Source organism: Bacteroides caccae (assembly GCF_002222615.2).
In the GTDB taxonomy this organism is placed as follows: Bacteria; Bacteroidota; Bacteroidia; order Bacteroidales; family Bacteroidaceae; genus Bacteroides; species Bacteroides caccae.
The window spans coordinates 3387127-3408257 of record NZ_CP022412.2 but is presented as its reverse complement, the minus strand read 5'-3'; the positions used below and the strand labels follow the sequence as shown (position 1 = coordinate 3408257).

The 21131-nt window shown below is 40.2% G+C and carries 14 protein-coding genes; 8 read left to right on the top strand and 6 right to left on the bottom strand.

Going from position 1 to position 21131, the window contains the following annotated elements; all coding sequences use genetic code 11:
* Window positions 1-235: 235 nt before the first annotated feature.
* The 3 genes from CGC64_RS13985 to CGC64_RS13975 all read left to right on the top strand — a co-directional run bounded on the left by CGC64_RS13985 (window position 236) and on the right by CGC64_RS13975 (window position 4863).
* Window positions 236-1324, top strand: a complete 1089-nt coding sequence (locus CGC64_RS13985) for a hypothetical protein (RefSeq protein WP_005675762.1) — start codon at window positions 236-238, stop codon at window positions 1322-1324.
* A 141-nt stretch (window positions 1325-1465) separates the two neighbouring features.
* A complete protein-coding gene (locus CGC64_RS13980) occupies window positions 1466-4600 on the top strand; it encodes a glycosyltransferase family 117 protein (RefSeq protein WP_005675763.1) in 3135 nt (1044 codons plus the stop codon).
* Window positions 4601-4614: 14 nt separating this feature from the next.
* Entirely contained in the window at window positions 4615-4863 is a 249-nt protein-coding gene (locus CGC64_RS13975) for a DUF3098 domain-containing protein (protein ID WP_005675764.1), read from the top strand.
* On the opposite strand, the gene CGC64_RS13970 is transcribed toward CGC64_RS13975, so the two are convergent.
* Window positions 4864-6039 (bottom strand): sugar MFS transporter, encoded by a 1176-nt coding sequence (locus tag CGC64_RS13970; RefSeq protein ID WP_005675765.1) that lies wholly within the window; start codon window positions 6037-6039, stop codon window positions 4864-4866. It abuts the gene before it with no gap.
* 322 nt (window positions 6040-6361) lie between these two features.
* Between CGC64_RS13970 and CGC64_RS13965 the strand changes: the two genes are divergently transcribed.
* From CGC64_RS13965 to CGC64_RS13945, 5 genes are read left to right on the top strand one after another with little or no spacing between them, the layout of a single operon-like run.
* Window positions 6362-7876, top strand: a complete 1515-nt coding sequence (locus tag CGC64_RS13965; protein WP_005675767.1) for a 4Fe-4S binding protein — start codon at window positions 6362-6364, stop codon at window positions 7874-7876.
* 19 nt (window positions 7877-7895) lie between these two features.
* A complete protein-coding gene (locus CGC64_RS13960) occupies window positions 7896-9299 on the top strand; it encodes an aldo/keto reductase (protein ID WP_005675768.1) in 1404 nt (467 codons plus the stop codon).
* Complete coding sequence (locus CGC64_RS13955) at window positions 9299-9718, top strand: DUF1893 domain-containing protein (protein WP_005675770.1); 420 nt, start codon at window positions 9299-9301, stop codon at window positions 9716-9718. The genes CGC64_RS13960 and CGC64_RS13955 overlap by 1 nt, the downstream gene beginning before the upstream one ends.
* Before the next feature lie 16 nt (window positions 9719-9734).
* The gene (locus CGC64_RS13950) at window positions 9735-11624 is read left to right on the top strand and encodes a TonB-dependent receptor (RefSeq protein ID WP_032854961.1); all 1890 of its coding nucleotides are present in this window, start codon (window positions 9735-9737) and stop codon (window positions 11622-11624) included.
* A gap of 12 nt (window positions 11625-11636) precedes the next feature.
* Entirely contained in the window at window positions 11637-12149 is a 513-nt protein-coding gene (locus tag CGC64_RS13945) for a hypothetical protein (protein ID WP_005675772.1), read from the top strand.
* Between the two features lie 61 nt (window positions 12150-12210).
* On the opposite strand, the gene CGC64_RS13940 is transcribed toward CGC64_RS13945, so the two are convergent.
* The 5 genes from CGC64_RS13940 to CGC64_RS13920 all read right to left on the bottom strand — a co-directional run bounded on the left by CGC64_RS13940 (window position 12211) and on the right by CGC64_RS13920 (window position 21122).
* Window positions 12211-16203 (bottom strand): hybrid sensor histidine kinase/response regulator transcription factor, encoded by a 3993-nt coding sequence (locus CGC64_RS13940; RefSeq protein ID WP_005675773.1) that lies wholly within the window; start codon window positions 16201-16203, stop codon window positions 12211-12213.
* A 153-nt stretch (window positions 16204-16356) separates the two neighbouring features.
* Window positions 16357-17541 carry an ABC transporter permease gene (locus tag CGC64_RS13935; RefSeq protein WP_005675774.1) on the bottom strand — a complete coding sequence of 395 codons (1185 nt, stop codon included), beginning with the start codon at window positions 17539-17541 and terminating at the stop codon, window positions 16357-16359.
* Complete coding sequence (locus CGC64_RS13930; protein WP_032854963.1) at window positions 17525-18709, bottom strand: ABC transporter permease; 1185 nt, start codon at window positions 18707-18709, stop codon at window positions 17525-17527. Before CGC64_RS13930 ends, CGC64_RS13935 begins: the two co-directional genes overlap by 17 nt.
* Window positions 18710-18716: 7 nt before the next feature.
* Window positions 18717-19703: an HlyD family secretion protein gene (locus tag CGC64_RS13925; RefSeq protein ID WP_005675778.1), complete on the bottom strand. Its 987-nt coding sequence runs from the start codon at window positions 19701-19703 to the stop codon at window positions 18717-18719.
* 6 nt (window positions 19704-19709) lie between these two features.
* On the bottom strand, window positions 19710-21122 hold the full coding sequence (locus CGC64_RS13920) for a TolC family protein (protein ID WP_005675779.1): 1413 nt from the start codon (window positions 21120-21122) through the stop codon (window positions 19710-19712).
* Between the last annotated feature and the right edge of the window lie 9 nt (window positions 21123-21131).

The window sequence follows — 21131 nt, the reverse complement described above, 5'->3', positions numbered from 1 at the left end:
TTTATTGCTACAAAGATACAGCTTATCTTCCTAATTAACTGCTTGCTGTTCCTTGATATTTATCAAGAAAAGTATAGAAAGTAAATTTAGACGAAAGAATAACAGTTATCAGACGATTAATTTTATACTATATCAAGTTTAGAGTTTACTAAAAGAAGGAAGAAATATTCGCTACTCTAACAATAATCTTATAAATTTGTCGCATATTTGTATGTAGAGATTAAAAATTGAGACTATGAGTAATCTTCGAATTTTATTGTATGTATTTGTCCTCTCTTTGGCCGCATGTCATCCGGAGGGGACTAATGTGAAACAAGGATTAGATAAAGCTGCTCAATTAATGGAGCAAGATCCGGATACGGCATCCATTATTCTTGAAACTATTCAAATGAACCAAATGAATGAGGCGCAACTTGCAGAATACAATTTGCTTTGTACTCAATTCAATGAAGATAAGAATATACCTCATTCTTCTGATCATCAGATTCGTCAGGCCGTGTCTTATTATGAGCAATACGGAAATGAAATTCAGAAGTCAAAAGCCTATTATTATCTGGCATGTGTAGAAAGTGATTTGAATCAGGAGAAAGACGCTGAAACTCATTTCAAAGAAGCAATAAGACTAGCTGCGCAAACAGAAGAATATGAACAAATGACTAAGATTTGCAGGAGATGTAGTCTTTATTATCAGAAATATGGCAACTTTGACGAAGCGCTGGAAATGGAAAGAAAAGCGTATGCCAGCCAATTGATGTTGATTGACAGTAAAGACCGTTCTACCGTGATTCTGTCTTCCGCTTTGGGAGTGTTCGGTGCCATGTCCCTCTTGCTTGGATTGCTATGGAAGAAACATCTGTCTGTACACTCGCAACTGGATACCTTTAAGGAAGAAATGCAGATGAAAGAGGTTGAATCTGACAAATTGGCGATGCAATGTAATTATCTCGAAGAAAAGTATCAATCCCTTCAACAGCATATTTATGAAAATTCTCCGGTTATCTCGAAAGTCCGTCAGTTGAAGGAACGAACTGCTTTGTCTCCCAAAATACCGTCTTTTTCAGAAAGAGACTGGACGGAACTTTTACGACTTCAGGAAAACGTTTACGGCCTTGTATCCAAATTGAAAGAGATAAGTCCGAAACTTACAGAAGAAGATTTGAGGGTATGTGCTTTTTTACGCGAAGGTGTTCAGCCTACTTGTTTTGCAGATTTAATGAAACTGACTGTTGAGACTCTGACCCGGAGAATCTCCAGGATAAAAACGGAGAAATTAATGCTGGCAAACTCTAAAGAATCGTTGGAAGATATTGTGAAATCATTATAGTCTGCATTTGTCTGTGCTTGTTTATGTGACGTTGTTGAATATCAACTGATTATAAGTATAAAGTGTCCGTATTCGTCCGATAAGAATCTTCTCTTTTATATGCTTGTTCTATAACTTTGCAAACAAAAAAGTTACAGAGCAATGAATAACTTATTATTTAAAAAATGGAATGATTTTAGTGGGTGGATTGTTTTTCTAATAGCAGCTTTTGTATATGGAATGACGATTGAACCTACTGCTAGTTTTTGGGATTGTCCCGAATTTATTTCGTGTGCCGAAAAGTTACAAGTAGGGCATCCACCGGGTGCACCTTTCTATATGCTCGTAGGAAACCTGTTTACCCAGTTTGCTTCCGAGGCATCGCAAGTGTCTTGGCTGGTGAATTTTCTGAATGCGTTGTTGAGTGCCGGTTGCATCCTGTTTCTTTTTTGGAGCATCACCCGGTTAGTAAGATCCCTGATAGTAAATGAAGAGCAGAATTTATCAACGATAGATGTTATCGTCATTCTGGGGTCGGGATTTGTCGGAGCCTTGGCATATACATTCAGTGATACATTTTGGTTCAGTGCGGTAGAAGGTGAAGTTTATGCTTTCTCTTCTTTTCTTACGGCATTGGTCTTCTGGATGATTCTTCGCTGGCAAGATGAATCGGATTCGGTATATGGTGACCGTTGGATTATCCTGATAGCTTTTATTATTGGGCTGTCAATTGGAGTGCATTTGCTTAATCTGCTCTGCATCCCGGCCATTGTGCTGGTTTTCTATTATCAGAAGTATCATGCAATATCGTTTAAAGGAGTAGCTGCTGCAATTGTCATATCCGGTCTTCTTATCGTATTTATCCTTTTTGTTTATATTCCTGGCATAGCTGATATGGGAGGGTGGTTCGAACTGCTCTTTGTCAATGTGTTCGGACTTCCTTTCCATACGGGGCTGATCGTCTTTTTAACTTTAACATTTCTCGTACTGGTCGGAGCCATTTATCGTTTCCGAAAACGTATGTTGCATACTTCTTTATGGTGCTTGCTTATGCTCACCGTAGGCTATACCACCTATGCGGTGATACTGATTCGTGCCAACGCTAATACTCCGCTTAATGAGAATGCGCCGGACAACATTTTTACACTTAAAAGTTATCTGAATCGCGAGCAGTATGAAAGTGCTCCTCTGCTTTATGGAAAAACTTATGCATCCGAACCGGAATATGTGCCTGAAGGTGACTATTACAGAGTAAAAACGACAAAGGGAAGTGCTGTATATCGTCCGGATAAGGAAAAAGGTAAATATAAAATAATCCGGTATAAAGAAGATGTGTGCTATACTCAGAATATGTTGTTTCCCCGAATGTGGAATGAGCGAATGGCTGCTTCATACAAAAATTGGACGGGAGGAAGCGAAGCGGCTCCCACGCAAAAAGAAAACCTCACTTATTTCATTACCTATCAGCTCAATTATATGTATTGGCGCTATTTCTTATGGAACTTTGTAGGACGGCAGAACGATGTGCAAGGGAGTGGCGAACCGGAACATGGGAACTGGATAACGGGAATTTCCTGGTTAGATAATTTAAGATTAGGTGACCAAAGTTTGTTACCGGAATCTTTACGTCAGAACAAAGGGCACAATGTGTTTTACGGACTGCCGCTATTATTAGGACTGTTCGGAATCTATTGGCAATGGAACCGCAGTAAGAAAGGCAAACAGCAGTTTAGTGTACTGTTCTTCCTTTTCTTTATGACGGGACTGGCTATTGTGCTTTATCTGAATCAAACTCCCGGTCAGCCGCGTGAACGGGACTACGCATACGCCGGTTCGTTCTATGCTTTTGCTATCTGGATAGGGATAGGAGCGGCAGGATTATGTGATATGCTTCGCCGGAAAACAGCTTCGACGGTGCAAGTCAGTGTGTTAATGACAATCTGTTTATTGATTCCGGTGCAAATGGCGAGCCAGACCTGGGATGACCATGACCGGAGCGCCCGTTTTACTTGTCGCGACTTTGGGGCTAACTATCTGATGACTCTTCCCGATGAAGGAAATCCGATTATTTTTTGTAACGGAGATAACGATACGTTCCCGCTATGGTATAATCAGGATACGGAAGAAGTACGCAGGGATGCACGTGTTTGTAACCTAAGTTATGCGCAGACCGATTGGTATATTTATCAACAGCAATGCCCGTTGTATAATGCTCCCGGACTGCCTATAAGCTGGAATAAAAATCAATATAAGGAAGGAACCAACGAATATGTGGCCGTACGTCCGGAACTGAAAAAACAAATTGAGGAACTGTACCGGAAGCACCCGGAGGAAGCCCGTGACAGCTTCGGAGAAGACCCGTTTGAGGTAAAAAATATCTTGAAATATTGGGTGTTCTCAGAGAAACCGGAGTTTCACGTAATCCCTACGGATACGATAAATATCCACATTGATAAGGACGCGCTGCTCCGTTCGGGAATCATGCTCCCCAAAACAATCCGACATTTGAAAGGGGAGGACTTGAAGGATGCCATACCGGACAAACTGTATATTCCTTTAACGGATATACGTATGTTGACTAAAGTCGATTTACTCATGCTGGAAATGCTTGCCAACTGTAATTGGGAACGTCCGCTTTATCTTGCAATTTCCGTAGGAAGTGTCAGTAAACTGAAGTTTGACAATTACTTTGTACAGGAAGGATTAGCATTCCGCTTTACACCTTTTGACTATAAAAAGTGGGGAGATGTCGGTGAAAACAGACTTTATGCAGTAGATGTGGAAAGGCTTTATGACAACGTTATGAATAGATATAAATATGGCGGACTGGATACTCCGGGGCTCTATCTGGATGAAACAACACTACGCACGTGTTGGTATCATCGCAGGCTTTTTGCGCAACTTGCCAAAGAACTGATAGCGCAAGGAGATAATGAGCGTGCAAAGAAAGTACTCGCTTATGCGGAACAGGTTATTCCGGGATATAATGTTCCCGAAACACATGAAAGCGGTTCTTATGATATAGCGACGGCCTATGCTGCTTTGGGTGAAAAAACGAAAGCAGTGACTCTGGCTGTACATTTGATAGCTGAAGCGGAAGATTATATAAACTGGGCTTTTTCATTAAAAGGAAACCGTATAGAAATGGTTCGCAATGATTGTATCTATAAATTCTGGCAATGGAACCAATATAATGAACTCTTGAAGAAGATAGACGGAGAAAAATATAAAGAGAGCAACCGGCGGTTTGAGGAAAAATATGCGCTATTCGCTCCAACTATGAATTACAAAAACTAAAACGGAAGAAGAATATGAAATCAAAAATAATGAAACAGAAAGAGACAGAAACAGTATTTAGCAGAAGAAATTATATAATTCTGCTAATTGGTTCGGTAGTAATAATAGTAGGTTATCTATTCATGAGCGGTGAGGGGAGTACCCCTGCCGCCTACAACCCTGATATATTCAGCGGATTGCGTATAAAGGTAGCACCCGTAGTATGTCTGACAGGATATTTGATAAATATATTCGGTATTCTATACCGCCCCAGGCGGAGTTAATTATCTCAATGTTTTCCATGCATACATCATCACCACTATGAATGAAAGCAACGGAACGATGAATGAGAAGGACATTGTAGTCTGGTCTGCTACATATCCCATGAGCAAGGGGCCGACAGCCCCTCCAATGGGAGACATCATTAAATAAGAGGATGCACGTTTGGTATGATTGCCCAGTCCCCGTAATGAAAGTGCAAAAATAGTAGGAAACATAATTGCTTCAAAAGCGTAACCCAAGAAAAGAGCTATTAGTGATATGATCCCCAGATTCAGTACAATTAAAGAACTTGTTACGACTGTACCGACAGCACAAAAGAACAATACTTTCTCTGCCCGTATCTGCCGCATCACCCAACTACCGGCAAATCGTCCGCACATAAATAGCCCCAGACCACCGAACGAAAGAATCACAGAAGCATCGCGGGCGTTCATCCAGCCGTCATCTACCACATAATTAATAAAAAAACTATTAATAGAGATTTCTGCAATTTCATAACAGAATAAAGCTGCGATACCAAAAATAAAAAGCTTGTGTGACCAGAGTCCCTGTGCCTGCCCCTGTTTATCCGTGTCTTCTTCATGGGTAATCTCCGGCAAACGGACTTTGTTAAATACTAAAGCAACTGCCAGTACAATGATTCCCATTAATGTATATGGCAATGAGATATTCGAACTACCTTCTTCCGAAAACAATAATAAACCTCCTATAAGCGGCCCGCAGATACAACCCAATCCGTTAAATGATTGTGCCAGATTTAATCGGCTGGCGGCAGTTTCCCGTTCACCTAATTCCGTCATATAAGGATTGGCGGCTGTTTCCAAAAATACCAAACCGCAGGCAATGACAAACAGGGAGAAAAGGAAGAACTGAAACGACATCCAGTATTCACCGGGAATAAAAAGCAGCGAACCGATACCATAGAGCAACAAACCGAATACTACTCCTTTGCGATAGCCATATTTATTGATAAACAGTCCTGCTGGGATAGCCATGACGAAATATCCCAGATAAAACATGACTTGTACCCATGCCGAATGAGCACGGCTTATATTCATCACATCCTGAAAATGCTTGTTTAACACATCTAAAATAGCATGTGCAAATCCCCATAGAAAGAAAAGGGAAGTGACCAGAATAAAAGGAATCTGATATTCCTTCTTGACTAATTTCTGCATAGTGAGTTTATTAAAAAAGAGCGTTCTTTGCCTTCGGGGCACAAAGATAGGCAAAATGACGATAAGATGTTCATATCATGATATCGCTTTTACAAAAAAGAATAATAGGTAACAAAAAAAGATTTAGCCCGTCTATAAACAGTGATTCTGTAATATTGGTATAATAATCTGTAATCTATCTACTTTGCGAATATTTAAAATCGAGTATATTTGCTGCATAAATTATTAGTATAAATAAAGTATATGATGCTAAAAAAGTAATGAGTGCTTGATTAATCTGTAATATAGATATAAACTACTATAAAAAGAAAACAATTTAATTATGTTACGTACTATCAGACTTACAGCCGCGATTGTGTGTTTTACACTTGTCACCCTGTTATTTCTCGACTTTACAGGGACATTGCATACATGGTTCGGATGGCTGGCAAAAATTCAATTCCTGCCGGCTGTATTAGCCTTGAATGTAGGTGTGGTATTATTCCTTATCATACTTACAATCTTGTTCGGGCGTATTTATTGTTCGGTCATTTGTCCTTTGGGAGTATTTCAGGATGCTATTTCGTGGGTATCCGGCAAACGTAAAAAGAATCGTTTCCGTTATTCTCCGGCTATGAAATGGCTCCGCTATGGCGTTTTAGCAGTGTTTATTATTGCAATGATTGTAGGCTTGAATGCTTTGGCAATTCTGATAGCACCTTATAGCGCGTATGGGCGAATGGTCTCTGCTTTGTTCGCTCCGGTTTGGCAGTGGGGAAACAACCTTCTGGCATACTTTGCCGAACGGGCCGGCAGTTATGCTTTTTATGAAGTGGACGTATGGATAAAAAGTTTTTCTACTTTGGTTATTGCCGTGGTTACTCTAATTGTACTTATTATATTGGCATGGCGTAATGGACGGACTTACTGTAATACGATTTGTCCGGTAGGTACGGTATTAGGATTCATATCCCGATATTCTATCTTCAAACCGGTGATTGATACTTCCAAATGTAACGGATGCGGATTATGTGCACGTAATTGTAAGGCGTCCTGTATTGATGCGAAAACGCATAAAATAGATTATAGCCGTTGCGTCGTTTGTATGAACTGCTTGGGAAAATGTAAGAAAGGGGCTATTAAATACACAAGACGTATCCCCGAAATAGAAGCGGAACCTGAGATGATAACTACCTCCAAAGCTAAATCCGTTACTACGGAGCAAGTAGACAATGCTCGCCGCAGTTTTCTTTCTGCATCGGCTATCTTCGCAACCACCGCCGCACTAAAAGCACAGGAAAAGAAAGTGGACGGCGGACTGGCAACCATTGAAGACAAGAAGATTCCCCATCGGGAAAATCCCATTTTACCTCCCGGTTCATTAAGTGCGCGCAATTTTGCACAGCATTGCACAGCCTGTCAATTATGTGTTTCGGTTTGTCCTAATCAGGTACTCCGCCCTTCTGGCAATTTGTTGACTTTGATGCAGCCGGAAATGTCTTATGAACGTGGCTATTGTCGTCCTGAATGTGCAAAATGCGCGGAGGTCTGTCCTACGGACGCTATTCATCTGACTAGCCTTGCTGATAAGTCTGCCATTCAAATCGGGCATGCCGTATGGATTAAAGAAAACTGCGTACCGTTGACCGATGGAGTTGAATGTGGCAACTGTGCGCGTCATTGTCCGACCGGTGCTATCCAAATGGTAGTTTCCGATCCGGATATGGCGGATTCTCCCAAAATTCCGGTTGTGAATGCGGAAAAATGTATTGGCTGCGGAGCTTGTGAGAATCTATGTCCGTCCCGTCCTTTCAGTGCTATTTATGTAACAGGACATCAGATGCATAGAATTATATAATCTAAATTGAGATGAGATTATGGAAGAAAAGAATAAAAAAAACATAAACAGAAGAGATTTTATTAAAATTGTAGGTATCAGTGCAGCTACATCAACAGCCATATTATACGGATGTTCTTCTAAAGGTACTTCCTCATCAAATAGTGTATCGGGAGAAGGGGAAATACCTACTGATAAAATGACCTACCGTACTTCGCCAACAACAGGTGACCGTGTTTCACTTTTGGGATACGGTTGTATGCGTTGGCCTCTTAAGCCATCTCCCGACGGTAACGGTGAGGTAATCGACCAAGACGCGGTGAATGGATTAGTAGATTATGCTATTGCTCACGGAGTAAACTATTTCGATACATCTCCGGCTTATGTGCAAGGTTTTTCTGAGAAGGCAACAGGCATTGCATTAAGCCGCCACCCACGTGACAAATATTTTATTGCCACCAAACTGTCCAATTTCTCGCCGGACACATGGTCTCGTGAGGCTTCACTTAGAATGTATCATAAATCATTTACAGAGCTTCAAGTAGATTATATTGACTATATGTTGCTTCATGGTATCGGTATGGGAGGAATGGATGCCCTTAAAGGACGGTATCTGGACAATGGTATGCTCGACTTCCTGATTAAAGAGCGTGAAGCGGGACGTATCCGGAATCTCGGATTTTCTTATCATGGGGATATTGAAGTTTATGATTATCTCCTCTCCCGGCATGATGAAATAAAGTGGGACTTTGTGCAGATACAGCTAAACTATGTTGACTGGAAACATGCCAAAGAGACAAATACCCGAAATACCGACGCAGAATATCTGTACGGTGAATTGGCTAAAAGAGGAATCCCTTCTATTATTATGGAGCCGTTGTTGGGCGGACGTCTGTCTAAGTTGAATGATAATTTAGTAGCACGACTCAAACAGCGCCGTCCTGAAAACAGTGTTGCATCGTGGGCATTCCGTTTTGCCGGTTCTTTTCCGGATATATTGACCGTACTAAGCGGTATGACTTATATGGAACATTTACAAGATAATCTCCGTACCTATTCACCATTGGAACCACTTACTGATGAAGAAAAAGAATTTCTTGAAGAAACGGCGCAATTAATGTTGAAATACCCTACCATTCCTTGCAATGACTGTAAATATTGTATGCCCTGTCCGTATGGGTTGGATATTCCGGCTATACTGTTACATTATAATCGTTGTGTCAACGAGGGCAATGTTCCTGAAAACGGGCAAGATGAAAATTATGCGAAAGCACGCCGGGCATTTCTTGTCGGTTATGATCGCAGCGTGCCCAAACTCCGACAGGCCAGTCATTGTATCGGATGTAATCAGTGTGTGTCACATTGTCCGCAGAATATTGATATACCGAAAGAATTGCATCGGATAGACCAATTTGTAGAACAACTGAAACAAGGGACTTTATAATGGAAGAATTAATCAATCTACTACATACAGGAGGATATTCCTGTGTGATAGCCAACGAAGGAAAGATTCGCACTTTTACCCAACGCGGAGTAGCCGATTTATACGATTTGCTGACCCGGGAGCCGGAGTTCCTGAAAGGAGCTCTGATTGCTGATAAAGTAGTTGGGAAAGGAGCTGCCGCCCTCATGATTTTAGGTGGTATAAAAGAGTTATATACAGATGTTGTCAGTTCAAACGCTATGGACTTGTTTCGGACATCAGATGTAAAAGTAGACTTTGTACAGGAAGTGCCCTTTATATGGAATCGCGACCATACAGGCTGGTGTCCCGTAGAAACTATGTGCAGTGAAGAGGAATCGGCCGAAGCTATTTTGCAGCTGATTCGTGGCTTTCTCGAAAGAATCAAAAATAAAGAGTAAAAATACAGACTAAAGTATGAGAAAGAATACAGTTTGTTTATTTCTATTCAGTAGTCTGTTGTCCATTTCGGGAATGGCAGAAAACAGAAAAGACAGTACGCAAATAGGACGAAATTATGTTATTGATGAGGTCGTAGTTACCGGAACACGCAATGAAACGGATATACGCCATTTGCCTATGACTATTTCCATTGTCAATAGACAACAGATAGAAAAAAGGTATGAACCTTCCTTGTTGCCATTATTGACCGAACAAGTACCGGGGTGGTTTACTACCAGTCGTGGTATTATGGGATATGGTGTGTCTACAGGTGCAGCAGGTGGCATGAGTTTACGGGGGATTGGTGGTAGTCCGACAGCGGGGCTATTAGTCTTAATTGATGGTCACCCGCAATATATGGGGCTAATGGGACATCCGATAGCAGATGCCTACCAATCCATGCTGGCAGAAAGGGTAGAGGTTCTACGTGGTCCTGCATCTGTCCTTTATGGTTCGAATGCAATGGGCGGAGTTATCAATATTGTTACCCGTAAACAACAGGAAGAAGGGGTGAAGAACAATATGCAAGTAGGTTATGGTTCTTATAATACTTTGCAGACAGAATTTTCAAATCGGGTGAAGAAAGGGTGTTTCAGCAGTGTCGTGACAGGTTCATACAACCGGACGGATGGACATCGTTCCGATATGGAGTTCGAGCAATATGGAGGATATGCCAAACTAGGCTATGACTTAAGTACTTTCTGGAAAGTATGGGAAGATATAAATGTAACGCATTTCAATGCTTCCAATCCTGGAACGGTTCAAACTCCGCTTTTCGACAATGATTCACGCATCACTCGCGGCATGACTTCGTTTGCTTTAGAGAATCATTATGAAAAGACTTCAGGTACCTTGAGCTTTTTCTACAACTGGGGACGGCATAAGATAAACGACGGATATAAAACTGGAGAAGAACCACAAAAGTCACATTTTAATTCCAAAGACCGGATGCTGGGTATATCGTGGTATCAGAGTGCCACTCTTTTCACGGGTAACCGTGTGACAACAGGATTTGATTATCAACATTTCGGAGGGGAATCTTGGAATAAAGTTCTGGCTACGGGCGAACGCAAATCGGGAGTAGATAAGCAAATGGATGAATTTGCAGGGTATATTGACTTTCGTCAGGATATAAATAGCTGGTTATCTCTGGATGCAGGAGTCCGTGTAGATCATCATTCTCATGTCGGTACAGAATGGATTCCACAAGGAGGTCTGGCATTTCATTTTCCGAAAAATACGGAAGTAAAAGCAATGGTAAGTAAAGGCTATCGCAATCCGACTATCCGGGAAATGTATATGTTTGCTCCTGCCAATCCCGAGTTGGAGCCTGAAAAGATGATTAATTATGAGTTCTCGTACTCTCAATGTTTATTGGAAGGAGCATTGTCTTACGGAATGAACCTTTACTACATCAATGGCGACAATATTATTATGAGTAATGGATTGACGCCTCCTTTGAATATCAACTCCGGAGAAATTGAAAACTGGGGCATTGAAACCAATGTCGGCTATCGTATTAACTCTCATTGGAACATCTATGCCAATTATAGTTGGCTGCACATGGAAAATCCCGTTCTGGCCGCTCCTGAACATAAACTATATGCAGGTATGGACTATACCTCCGGTCGTTGGAATATTTCAACAGGCTTTCAATATGTGAGCGGACTTTATTCCTCCGTTACAAAGGGGCATGAGCAACAAGAAAATTTTGTTCTATGGAATCTTCGAGGCAACTATCGTATATGTCATTTTGCAGATATCTTTGTCAAAGGAGAGAATTTGTTAGCGCAACGATATGAAATAAATGCAGGCTATCCCATGCCAAAAGCAACATTTATGGGTGGCATTAATGTGAATTTTTAAAATAATGAAGATATGGAAACAACAACCGTGAAACTCTATTCGTTGGATTACAGCAACGTAAAGACCTATTGGGCAGCCTCGTTATTCATCATTGGTAACATCCTTTTTCCCAAACTCTTTCATCTCATTCCACAAGGAGGAATAACTTGGCTGCCAATCTACTTCTTTACACTGATTGGGGCTTATAAATATGGTTGGAAAGTCGGTTTACTGACTGCCGTCTTATCACCGGCTATAAATTCTCTACTGTTTAGTATGCCGGCTCCCGCCACATTACCTGTAATTTTATTGAAATCCGTATTATTGGCTATTGCTGCCGGATGGACAGCGCAACACTTCAGACGTATTTCTGTCATAATGCTGATAGGGGTAGTATTTGCCTATCAGGTAGCAGGTACATTAGGAGAATGGATATACATTGGTAATTTTTATAATGCTATCCAGGATTTCCGCATTGGAATTCCCGGGATGTGTCTGCAAGTATTCGGAGGTTATCTTTTCATTAAGTATCTGATATGTAAATAACTCATTCGAAGAATAATTAAAGGAGGTAACTTTTTCCTAAAACGAGAAAGTTACCTCCTTTTTAGTCATCGGATAAATTGTCTTCCGTTATAATAGGAGAGGAGTTACTTCCTTCTTTTGCATATTTAGTCGGACTCATCTTATAATGTTTCTTGAATACCTCCCGGAAGTATTTGCTTTCAGAGAAGCCGGTCATATCTGAGATTTCGGCAATAGTATGTCCACCTTCTTTTAATAGTTGTGTAGCACGTTTCAAACGGGTAATTCGAATCAGATCTGTCGGAGACTGTCCTGTCAACGCCTTCAGTTTACAATAGAAACTAGTACGGCTCATGTGATGCAACTCACAAAGTACATCGACAGAGAAACCTGTATTATCCATATTTTCCTCAATACTTTTCTTTACAGCGGATATAAACTGCCAATCAAGACTGGTGGTTCCGTTTGCTGACGGTATCATAGGTTCCGAATCAATATCCAGATTAGCATATCTGCTACGTAACAACGCCCTGTTAGCCAATAAGTTTGCAATACTTGCTTTCAATATTCTCACGTTGAAAGGTTTGACAATATATGCGTCTGCACCGATTGACATCCCGTCAAGAATGTTGTTTTCATCTCCCAAAGCTGTAAGCAGCAGTACCGGAATATGTGATGTCTCAATATCATTTTTTATAGCGACACATAGCTCATCGCCTCTCATCTCCGGCATCATGATATCTGAAAGAATAAGGTCGGGCCAGAATTCTTTTGCAATAATTAGTGCTTCCCGCCCATTTCCGCAAGCTTGTACGTGATACATCGAAGATAATGAACTGACCAGATAGGAACGCAACTCATCATTGTCTTCTACAATTAGAATACGTTGTGAGTTTGTTGTTTCTACGGTATTCACCGGTGTGGCAGAAATATTGGGAACCGTCAGTTCAGGAGTCTGTTCCAACGGTTTGGCTGGTGGAATCAAACCGGCATTCTGAAAATGCTTATTACTTTTCGGGAAAACAATCCTGACAGTAGTTCCTTGATGTTCTATACTTTCCACATTAATCTTACCACCATGAAGACGAACTAATTTTCCTACCAGCATTAGCCCGATGCCACTACCCGTAACTTTGGAATTAATAGCATTACTGGCTCGGAAATGGAGCTTGAACAACTTACTCTGCTCACTGGATGGAATTCCAATGCCCGTATCCTCAATTATTACTTTCCAAGAATCATTACTTTCGGATACTGAAACACTTACTTTACCATTCTCCGGAGTGTATTTTAGTGAATTTGATAAAATGTTTTTTAGAATTGAATCCATTTTCTCCTTATCAAACCACACATTCAAATAACTGAAAGAACTCTCATAGGTGAAGTCAATATGTTTGATAGCAGCATAGGAAGAAAAAGTTTCATATACTTCGTGCATATAGGTGTTCAACTCATATTCGGAAACACACAATTCTGAAGAATACACATCCGCACGCTCAAAATTAATAAGATTGTTGGTTAACCGTAAAAGAGTCCCCACATTTCTTAATGCAGTATTTGCACGAGTTATTCCGTTGGCGGATAAAGGTTCTTCATCCAGCAGTTCCTCTAAAGGAGCTTTAATCAGAGTTAGCGGAGTACGTATGTCATGAGCTGTATTAATGAAGAAACTCGTCTTTTCATCTGAAATTTTCTTTTGCTTTCTTAAATTCATAACCCGTAGAATAAAGATGAATCCCAAAATTACTAATAACACGTAACAAGTGATTGCCCACCAACTAGACCAAAAAGGGTGCGTAACGACAATTCTCATTGTACGCTCTTCAAAAACAATATCATGTTCTTCCCTTGAAATGGCACGTACATAAAGAGTATATTTTCCCGGTGGCAAATTGGTATAGCGAATCAGATTGGCTGTTCCCGGTTCGGTCCATTTTTCGAAGAAACCATCCAACTTCCATGCATAGAGAGCATTTCCCGGAGAATCATAGTTGATAGTGGAAACTCTAAATGAGAATGTATTCTGATTATATTTCAGCTCCAACACATCCGTATCATTGATACTTTTCTCCAATGGAGAATCTTCTTCTCCCGGATATACAGGCTGGTATGAAATATTCAAATCGCTGAATATCATCTTTGTATATACATAATCGGGGAACTTTACATTTTGGGGAAGTTCGATAGCTCCGTCCGTACTACCAAATACAAAGTTCTTATTTTTACGTAATACTCCGGATGAAGCATTGAAATAGGCAGGCAATAATCCTTCTCCTTTGGTCCAGTTATGGAATATTTTTTCCTTCGTATGAAAACTGGTGACCCCATTTTCCGTACTCATCATGATTCGTCCGTCAACTTCAGGCAAAATAGTAAAAATGCTGTTGGAAACAAGTGCGGAATTTTTAGCTATATAATGCTCAAATTTCTTATTTTGTGCATCATATATAAATACTCCCGCTCCATTCGTACCAACATATAGCAGTCCGTTATCTGCTTGATAAAGCGTATTGATGTAGGTCGATCCGGCTTCCAACTTAATATATTCGTATTTCCCGGAGTCTCTATTCAGCAAATACAATCCCATTGCCGTTCCGATCCACATATTATGACTATCTTTTTCGGCAATAGCTGTAATAGAACTTACTCCCGGATATAGGCGAACACTGTTAGTTGCCAAATCAAAGCATTTTAAATTATAGTATCCTCCCGACCATATATGTCCTTTTGAGTCTTTTATCATATCACGGATATATTTATCCGGGCGCATATTTATGTGTGAAAGTAAATAAGGAGAGAAATATTCCACGGATAAATCTGCTTTATTTATCTTGTATATACCGGAAGTATAGCCTCCTGCCCAGATAATGCCGGGTGAAACCTCACATAAAGTTATGAATATATGATTTTTGTCTTTTAGCTGATGATTGAAAGAACTCAAAAAAGAATGCCATTCTCCCGTTCCCGAATTGTAAAGACTAATGCCGTTACTCGTACCAAACCATAAATCTCCATCACTGTCTTCAATGACAGCGTGCACCTGGTCATTGACAATGGACTGCTTGTTGCCCATAGAGTGTTTCATCCAATGATAGTTTTCATAACGATAATCTATAACTGTAATTCCTGTGGGATAATTGGCAAGCCATATTCGTTTTGATTCATCAACAAATACGTCATTGATGTTGTCACCATTCATTTCATTATAGCTTTGGTAATTTGCTGATATGTAACGTTCTAATATGCATTTGTTCATGTCTAGCTTATATACGCCCATGCCTTCGGTTGCCACTAATAGTTCTGTTTCATTTAATGGTCTGATACGGGTTATATTCACATCACTAAGATCTGCTTCAGGCCGGATAATCTCTTGGGAAAGCATATCATATACAAAAATACCCCTCTCAAATGAGCCGATATATAATTTTTTTTGCTGTTGCTGGAAATACAACACACTTACTTGCGTATGAAAATAATCAAGCGTCTCGGTAGGGATAATTTGTAAAGCACCGTTTTCCAGTTTAGCATACCTCACGCCTGTTTCTGTTGCTATAAAGAAATGATTGTCATCTATCTGCTCTATGGCTGTAATATTGCTGTGTAGTATATTAGGGAACTGAAATGTATGAGCATTTTTGATATTGTATAATACAATAGAATCATTGCAGCATAACCAAATATTATTGTTGTGGTCTACATAACCATAACTAATCGTTTTCGATATATCCGGTAGTTTATATCCTATCGTAAAACGATCATATTGCTTTTCATATTGAAAGAGACGTCCTTTTCTGCCAATCACCCATAAACCTGCCTCCGGAGTAGCATATAACCAACCGAGGTGTATTTGGGAAGCAACGGAATTATCATCTTTGTTCAGTTTATAATGCTTTATATCTTTACCATTATAACGATCCATTCCTTCATTGGTGAGAAACCACATATAGCCTTGATCATCTTTCTGAATGTTGAATATCCTTCGATTACTTAATCCATTTTCTATTCCTATATATTTGTAAGTTTGTGCCGTGACCAGAATAGGAAACAAAAGGAAAATATATACAATGTATTTCATATAATCATTTATTTTTAAATTGTTTTTAACTGCTATTTAAAAATAATAGTTTACGAAACTATACAAAAGCGATGAGAAAAACAAAGAAATGTAGCACATTCTTATAGAAAACTTTCGTTTGGAAATTTTTTGTTTCCTAAGTTGATTATTTACTTAACGAAGTTGACTTTTCTGAAGCTTTTTTTGGTATACCCATATACTTAATATAAAATAAACGAGTACTTGAATCCATAAAGTAATATATTCTGGTCGTATATCAGCCATACTTGCTCCCATTGAATTTAATTGTACAAAAGCAAGTGTTGCAGGAGCTGCCGGAAGAATATAATGTGCCGCTTTCCAATACCAAGGCATTAACTCCATTGGGTAAGAAACTCCGGAAAGGAAAATCAATCCGACTGAAAAGAAAGCTATCATTAACAAAGGTGCTTCCGAATCGGTAAAATAACGGGAAGCAGCTAGTCCGAGGAAAGAAGTAGCTATCAGGTAAGGAATCATTAATAGCACAATATACAGACCATTTCCAATATTGGGAATACTGAAAAAATAAGGGAGCAATCCTAATAAAAAGAAAGAAAAGATAGCATACAATCCGCAATATACAAATGCCTTTCCTGCTACAATGCGTATGGCGGCTGCCCAAGTATGGCCGAAAGGAGCGTAAGTACGGATTCCGTCTGAACTATATTCTTCTCCGGTCACCATACCGATAACCATTAGCAAAGTTTGAAATATAATAATCATCATAACGGCAGGAATCAGGTAGGAGCCATATCCTTCCGTATAATTATAAAGTGCGGTCCCTTCTACATTGATCGGTTTTGCCATAGTTACAGCCAATAATCCCTGTGGGGGCAGAAACACAGCTTCATCGGGTCGGTATTTATCGTTAATCGCCAACATCACACGTGACGAAGCTCCTTGTAAGGCTTCAAAGTACAAAAATGCATCAGTTGTTGCATAAAGGGAAAAAATAGATTCATCTCCACGAAATACCCGTGCCTCAAAATCGTGCGGCAGATACAGTATTCCTTGTACTTTGCCTCGTTTCATCCATTCTTTGGCTTCATTATAGTCCATTGCCTGACTGTAAACATCAGCTTGCGGAGTAGCATCCAACCAACGGATGAAATTACGGCTCAACTCACTGTGCGAATTGTCGACTATGGCGATAGGGACATCTGTCACAATGTTAGGGGCATACATATAATTATAGAGTAACCCGTATACAAAAATACCTCCTATCAATACTAACAATACTGCATAGCTGGTACTGATAGCCAGAAATTCACGCTGAATGATGAATGATAACTGTTGTAATTTACTTAATGTTTTCATACTTATGACTTTCTATGGCTCTTTTTAAATGAGGAAGCAACGAAAAAGCGAGCAGGGGGAAAATACAAAGAAACATGGCCGATGGCCAAAGCTGGGTAAAACCGCCACTCCCGTAAAGCATATTCTGCATCATTTCCGTGAAATGCCGGACTGGGAAAAGATAGGAAGCATCCCGAACCAACGGATACATATTGGGAACAGGAAAAGTTACCCCGGATAAAGTAGCTCCCAAAGAGCCTACCATAGATACTATGCTAATAATCAGTGAAATGGCAGGAAATAATGAAAATAGGAACAATCCCAATGATTGTGTCGCAATAATGAAAAGCATTGTCATTATATTCATTAGCCACCAACTCCCTTGAAAAGGAATATGTAGAATTCTGAACATCACATAATTGGCCAGCCAACCTATCAGGATATATATAATAGTATAAGGCAACAGTTTTCCTAATATCGCCGTTACCATATTCCCTTTTGCAGCAACTAGCCAATCAGTTACTGTACGAAACTTGATTTCAATGCCGATTGCGTATACTGTAGTCAATAAAATTAATATTTGAAATAAGACAAAGAAAAATGGCTGGCTCAAATAAACGGAGTAATCCAGACTTGGATTATATATTGGATGATTGCTTGCCTGTACTGGCAATAAGAAAGTTGTAATCTGATCTTGTTCCACTCCCAGAGCAACAGCTTGCATCACAACAGGAGAGAGTGACACTGGAGCCAATGCTGTTTCGAATGCAGCCATTAACTCGCCACCTACAGACAATAAAGCATAATGATAGTAGTAGGAAAGAGTTGCATCTTGTCCTGTAATGGCGTCTTGTTCAAATTTGGGAGGAATAGAAAGATAACCATAAATTTCTTTTCTTTGTACGGCTTCCCGAGCGGCTGCTTCATTCACGAAATACTTTGTTACTTTAAAAGTCGGTACGGCAGATATATTTCGAATAATACTACGGGAAGTAGCGGTATTATCCTGATCGACAATGCCGATAGGAATATTTTCCATTTGTCCGTTGCCGAAAATAGTTGCCATAAAGAAGAGTGTGAATAATGGCAGGATGATGCAGACACCAAAATAAAGGCGTCGCGAAGTCATTCGTCGCCACTCCCGGAGTAGTACGGTACGAAAGGGTGAATATGTTTGTGATGGACTCATTCTTTTATTAATTTAACGTCAGTAATACAGACATTCCCGGACGCAAATCTTTTATCTTTTGAGTAGGGCGGGCGTGGATCTCAAACGTGCGCAGGTCATAACTACCAACCTGTTTGGTTGATTTCCAGGTTGCGAAACTACCTAACGGACTAATATAATAGATTTTAAATTCTATATTCTTTTTATCGATAGCAGGTACATCTGCAACAAACGTTTCACCCATTTTAAATTGTGGCATTAAGTCTTCGCGTACATTAAGTACAACATGAACGTCATTCATGACTACCAGATTCATAATAGGAGTTCCCGGTGCGACCAATTCACCGCGTTTAGGGAAGATTGTGGCTATTTGTCCGTCTTCCGGTGCAGTCAACCGGGCATCTACCAGTAAGGCTGAGACTTCATCAACAGTACTTCGGGCAGCATCTACCATACTGGCGGCAGATGCTTTGTCTTCCGTCTGTGCACCATCCACTGCCATTTGATATTGTTCGTAAGCAGCGCGTTCGGCTGCTAATGCTGCCTTATACATAGCTTCTACTTCGTCTTTCCGTTGAGAAGTAACTACACTGTCCTTGTATAAAGTAAGTATACGATTATAAGTTATTTTCGCAAGTGACAGGTCGCTCTTAGTCTTATTCCAGAGTTGCAATGCAGTGGCTACAATCTGTCGTCGGGTGCCGGCATCAATTTTTTTGTTTTGCAGTACTGCTACTTGCTCCAATGCATTGACTTGTTGAAACTTGGCGTGTACTTCCGGACTATTAATTACTACAAGAGTGTCTCCCTGACGCACCCAATCTCCCTCTTGAACGAGAAACGTATCAATGCGTCCGGGAAGTTTTCCGCTGATACGGATTTCTGTGGCCTCTGCTTCTCCTTGCAGAACCAGTGGTTGTTTGTGCATCAATATCATTCCAAGGGCGGTAAAGATACCGACGACTAGCAAAATAATAACAAAAGCCCATGAAAGGGTTCTACTAGTTGGTTTCATTGTTTGTTACGGTTTAGGTTGATAGTTTATAAATTGTTCAGGTGTACCACAAAGTGAAAGTAAATTCATTAGTGCTACATCATACTCATAATAGGCTGCCAGGCGAGCTACTTTTACACTGGCAAGCATTGTTTCGGCATCAATAACTTCGGTGGAAGTTGCCATTCCCTCTGCAAATGATTTCTTCCGGATACGTACAAGTTCCTCACTTAAAGCAATCGTAGCATTCAATGCTTTTGCATTATCCTGTGCTTTTTGCAATTGCGTATAGAGTTTATCTACTCCAACTGCTAGATCGTCACGGGCTTTCATCTGTCCGAGGGCTAATGTTTGTTGAGTTAATTTCGACTGCCGGATCTTCTTTTCACGATCTAATCCGTCGAATAGATTCCATGTAAAGCCAATGCCTATCATTGTACGTGGCAGTAAATTACTCTGAATGCCATGCGAATATAAGGTCTGTTTTCCGAAAAGGGCTATATTCGGCAGATAGCCGCTTTGAGCAATCTTCACTTCCTGTTTGGCAATATGTTCTTGTAGCTGTAACTGGTTAAGCATATAGTTCCCACTGTTAACAGATAGGTCGAAAAGCATTTTCGGCGGCAAAGAGTCATTCATAAAAAGTGGAGAAGTGGGAACAATGTTTTCATCCATATCTTTTTTATTCAGTAATACCTTGAGCGTATTTTGAACCACAGTTTCATCTTTTCGTGCAGCATCCAGTGTACGTTTGGCTTCGTCCATATTTACTTGGGCAAAAAGCCGTCCTGCTTTGTCAATCATTCCGGCAGCTTCCAGTTTCAGTGCATTCTCATAATGTTTTTGCAGTCCCTTATAAGTTTCTTCCCGAACGGTTACGATTTGCTGTGCCAGCCGTAATCCGTAATAACTTTCCGTTAACAGATTTTGTTGGGTAGCAGCAGTCTGTGCCCGGTTTTCACGTGCCAAGTCCACCATTGTCCGGCCGATATTAGTTGCATGAAATCGTTTTCCTCCGGAAAAGAGTACCCATTCTGCAGATAAATCAATAGAGGTTAAATTACGTGGAGTCAGGGGGAAAACAAGAGTATTTGCCCCTATCTGATCCAGAATCGCCGAAATAACTTGATCGTCCGGAATTATGGAATGTACAAAATTCTTTGCCGGATCTGTAAATTGAGACAACGGCTGCTTCACCTCGATCTTCTCCGACATATGTACAAATGCACCCGAAGATTGAAGGCTGGGATACCAAAAAGCATTCAATTTATCTCGCTCTGCCTTAGCTATTTCTATACTTTTATCGGCTATCTTTAAGCTTTGATTTTCTTGTCGGAGTAGACGTAATGATTCCTCAAAACTCAATGAAACCTGTGCATCTGCCCAAATAGCAGAGAAACACAAAGCAAGTAGTACAAAAAGTGATTTATTTTTTTTCATGCTGGTTAG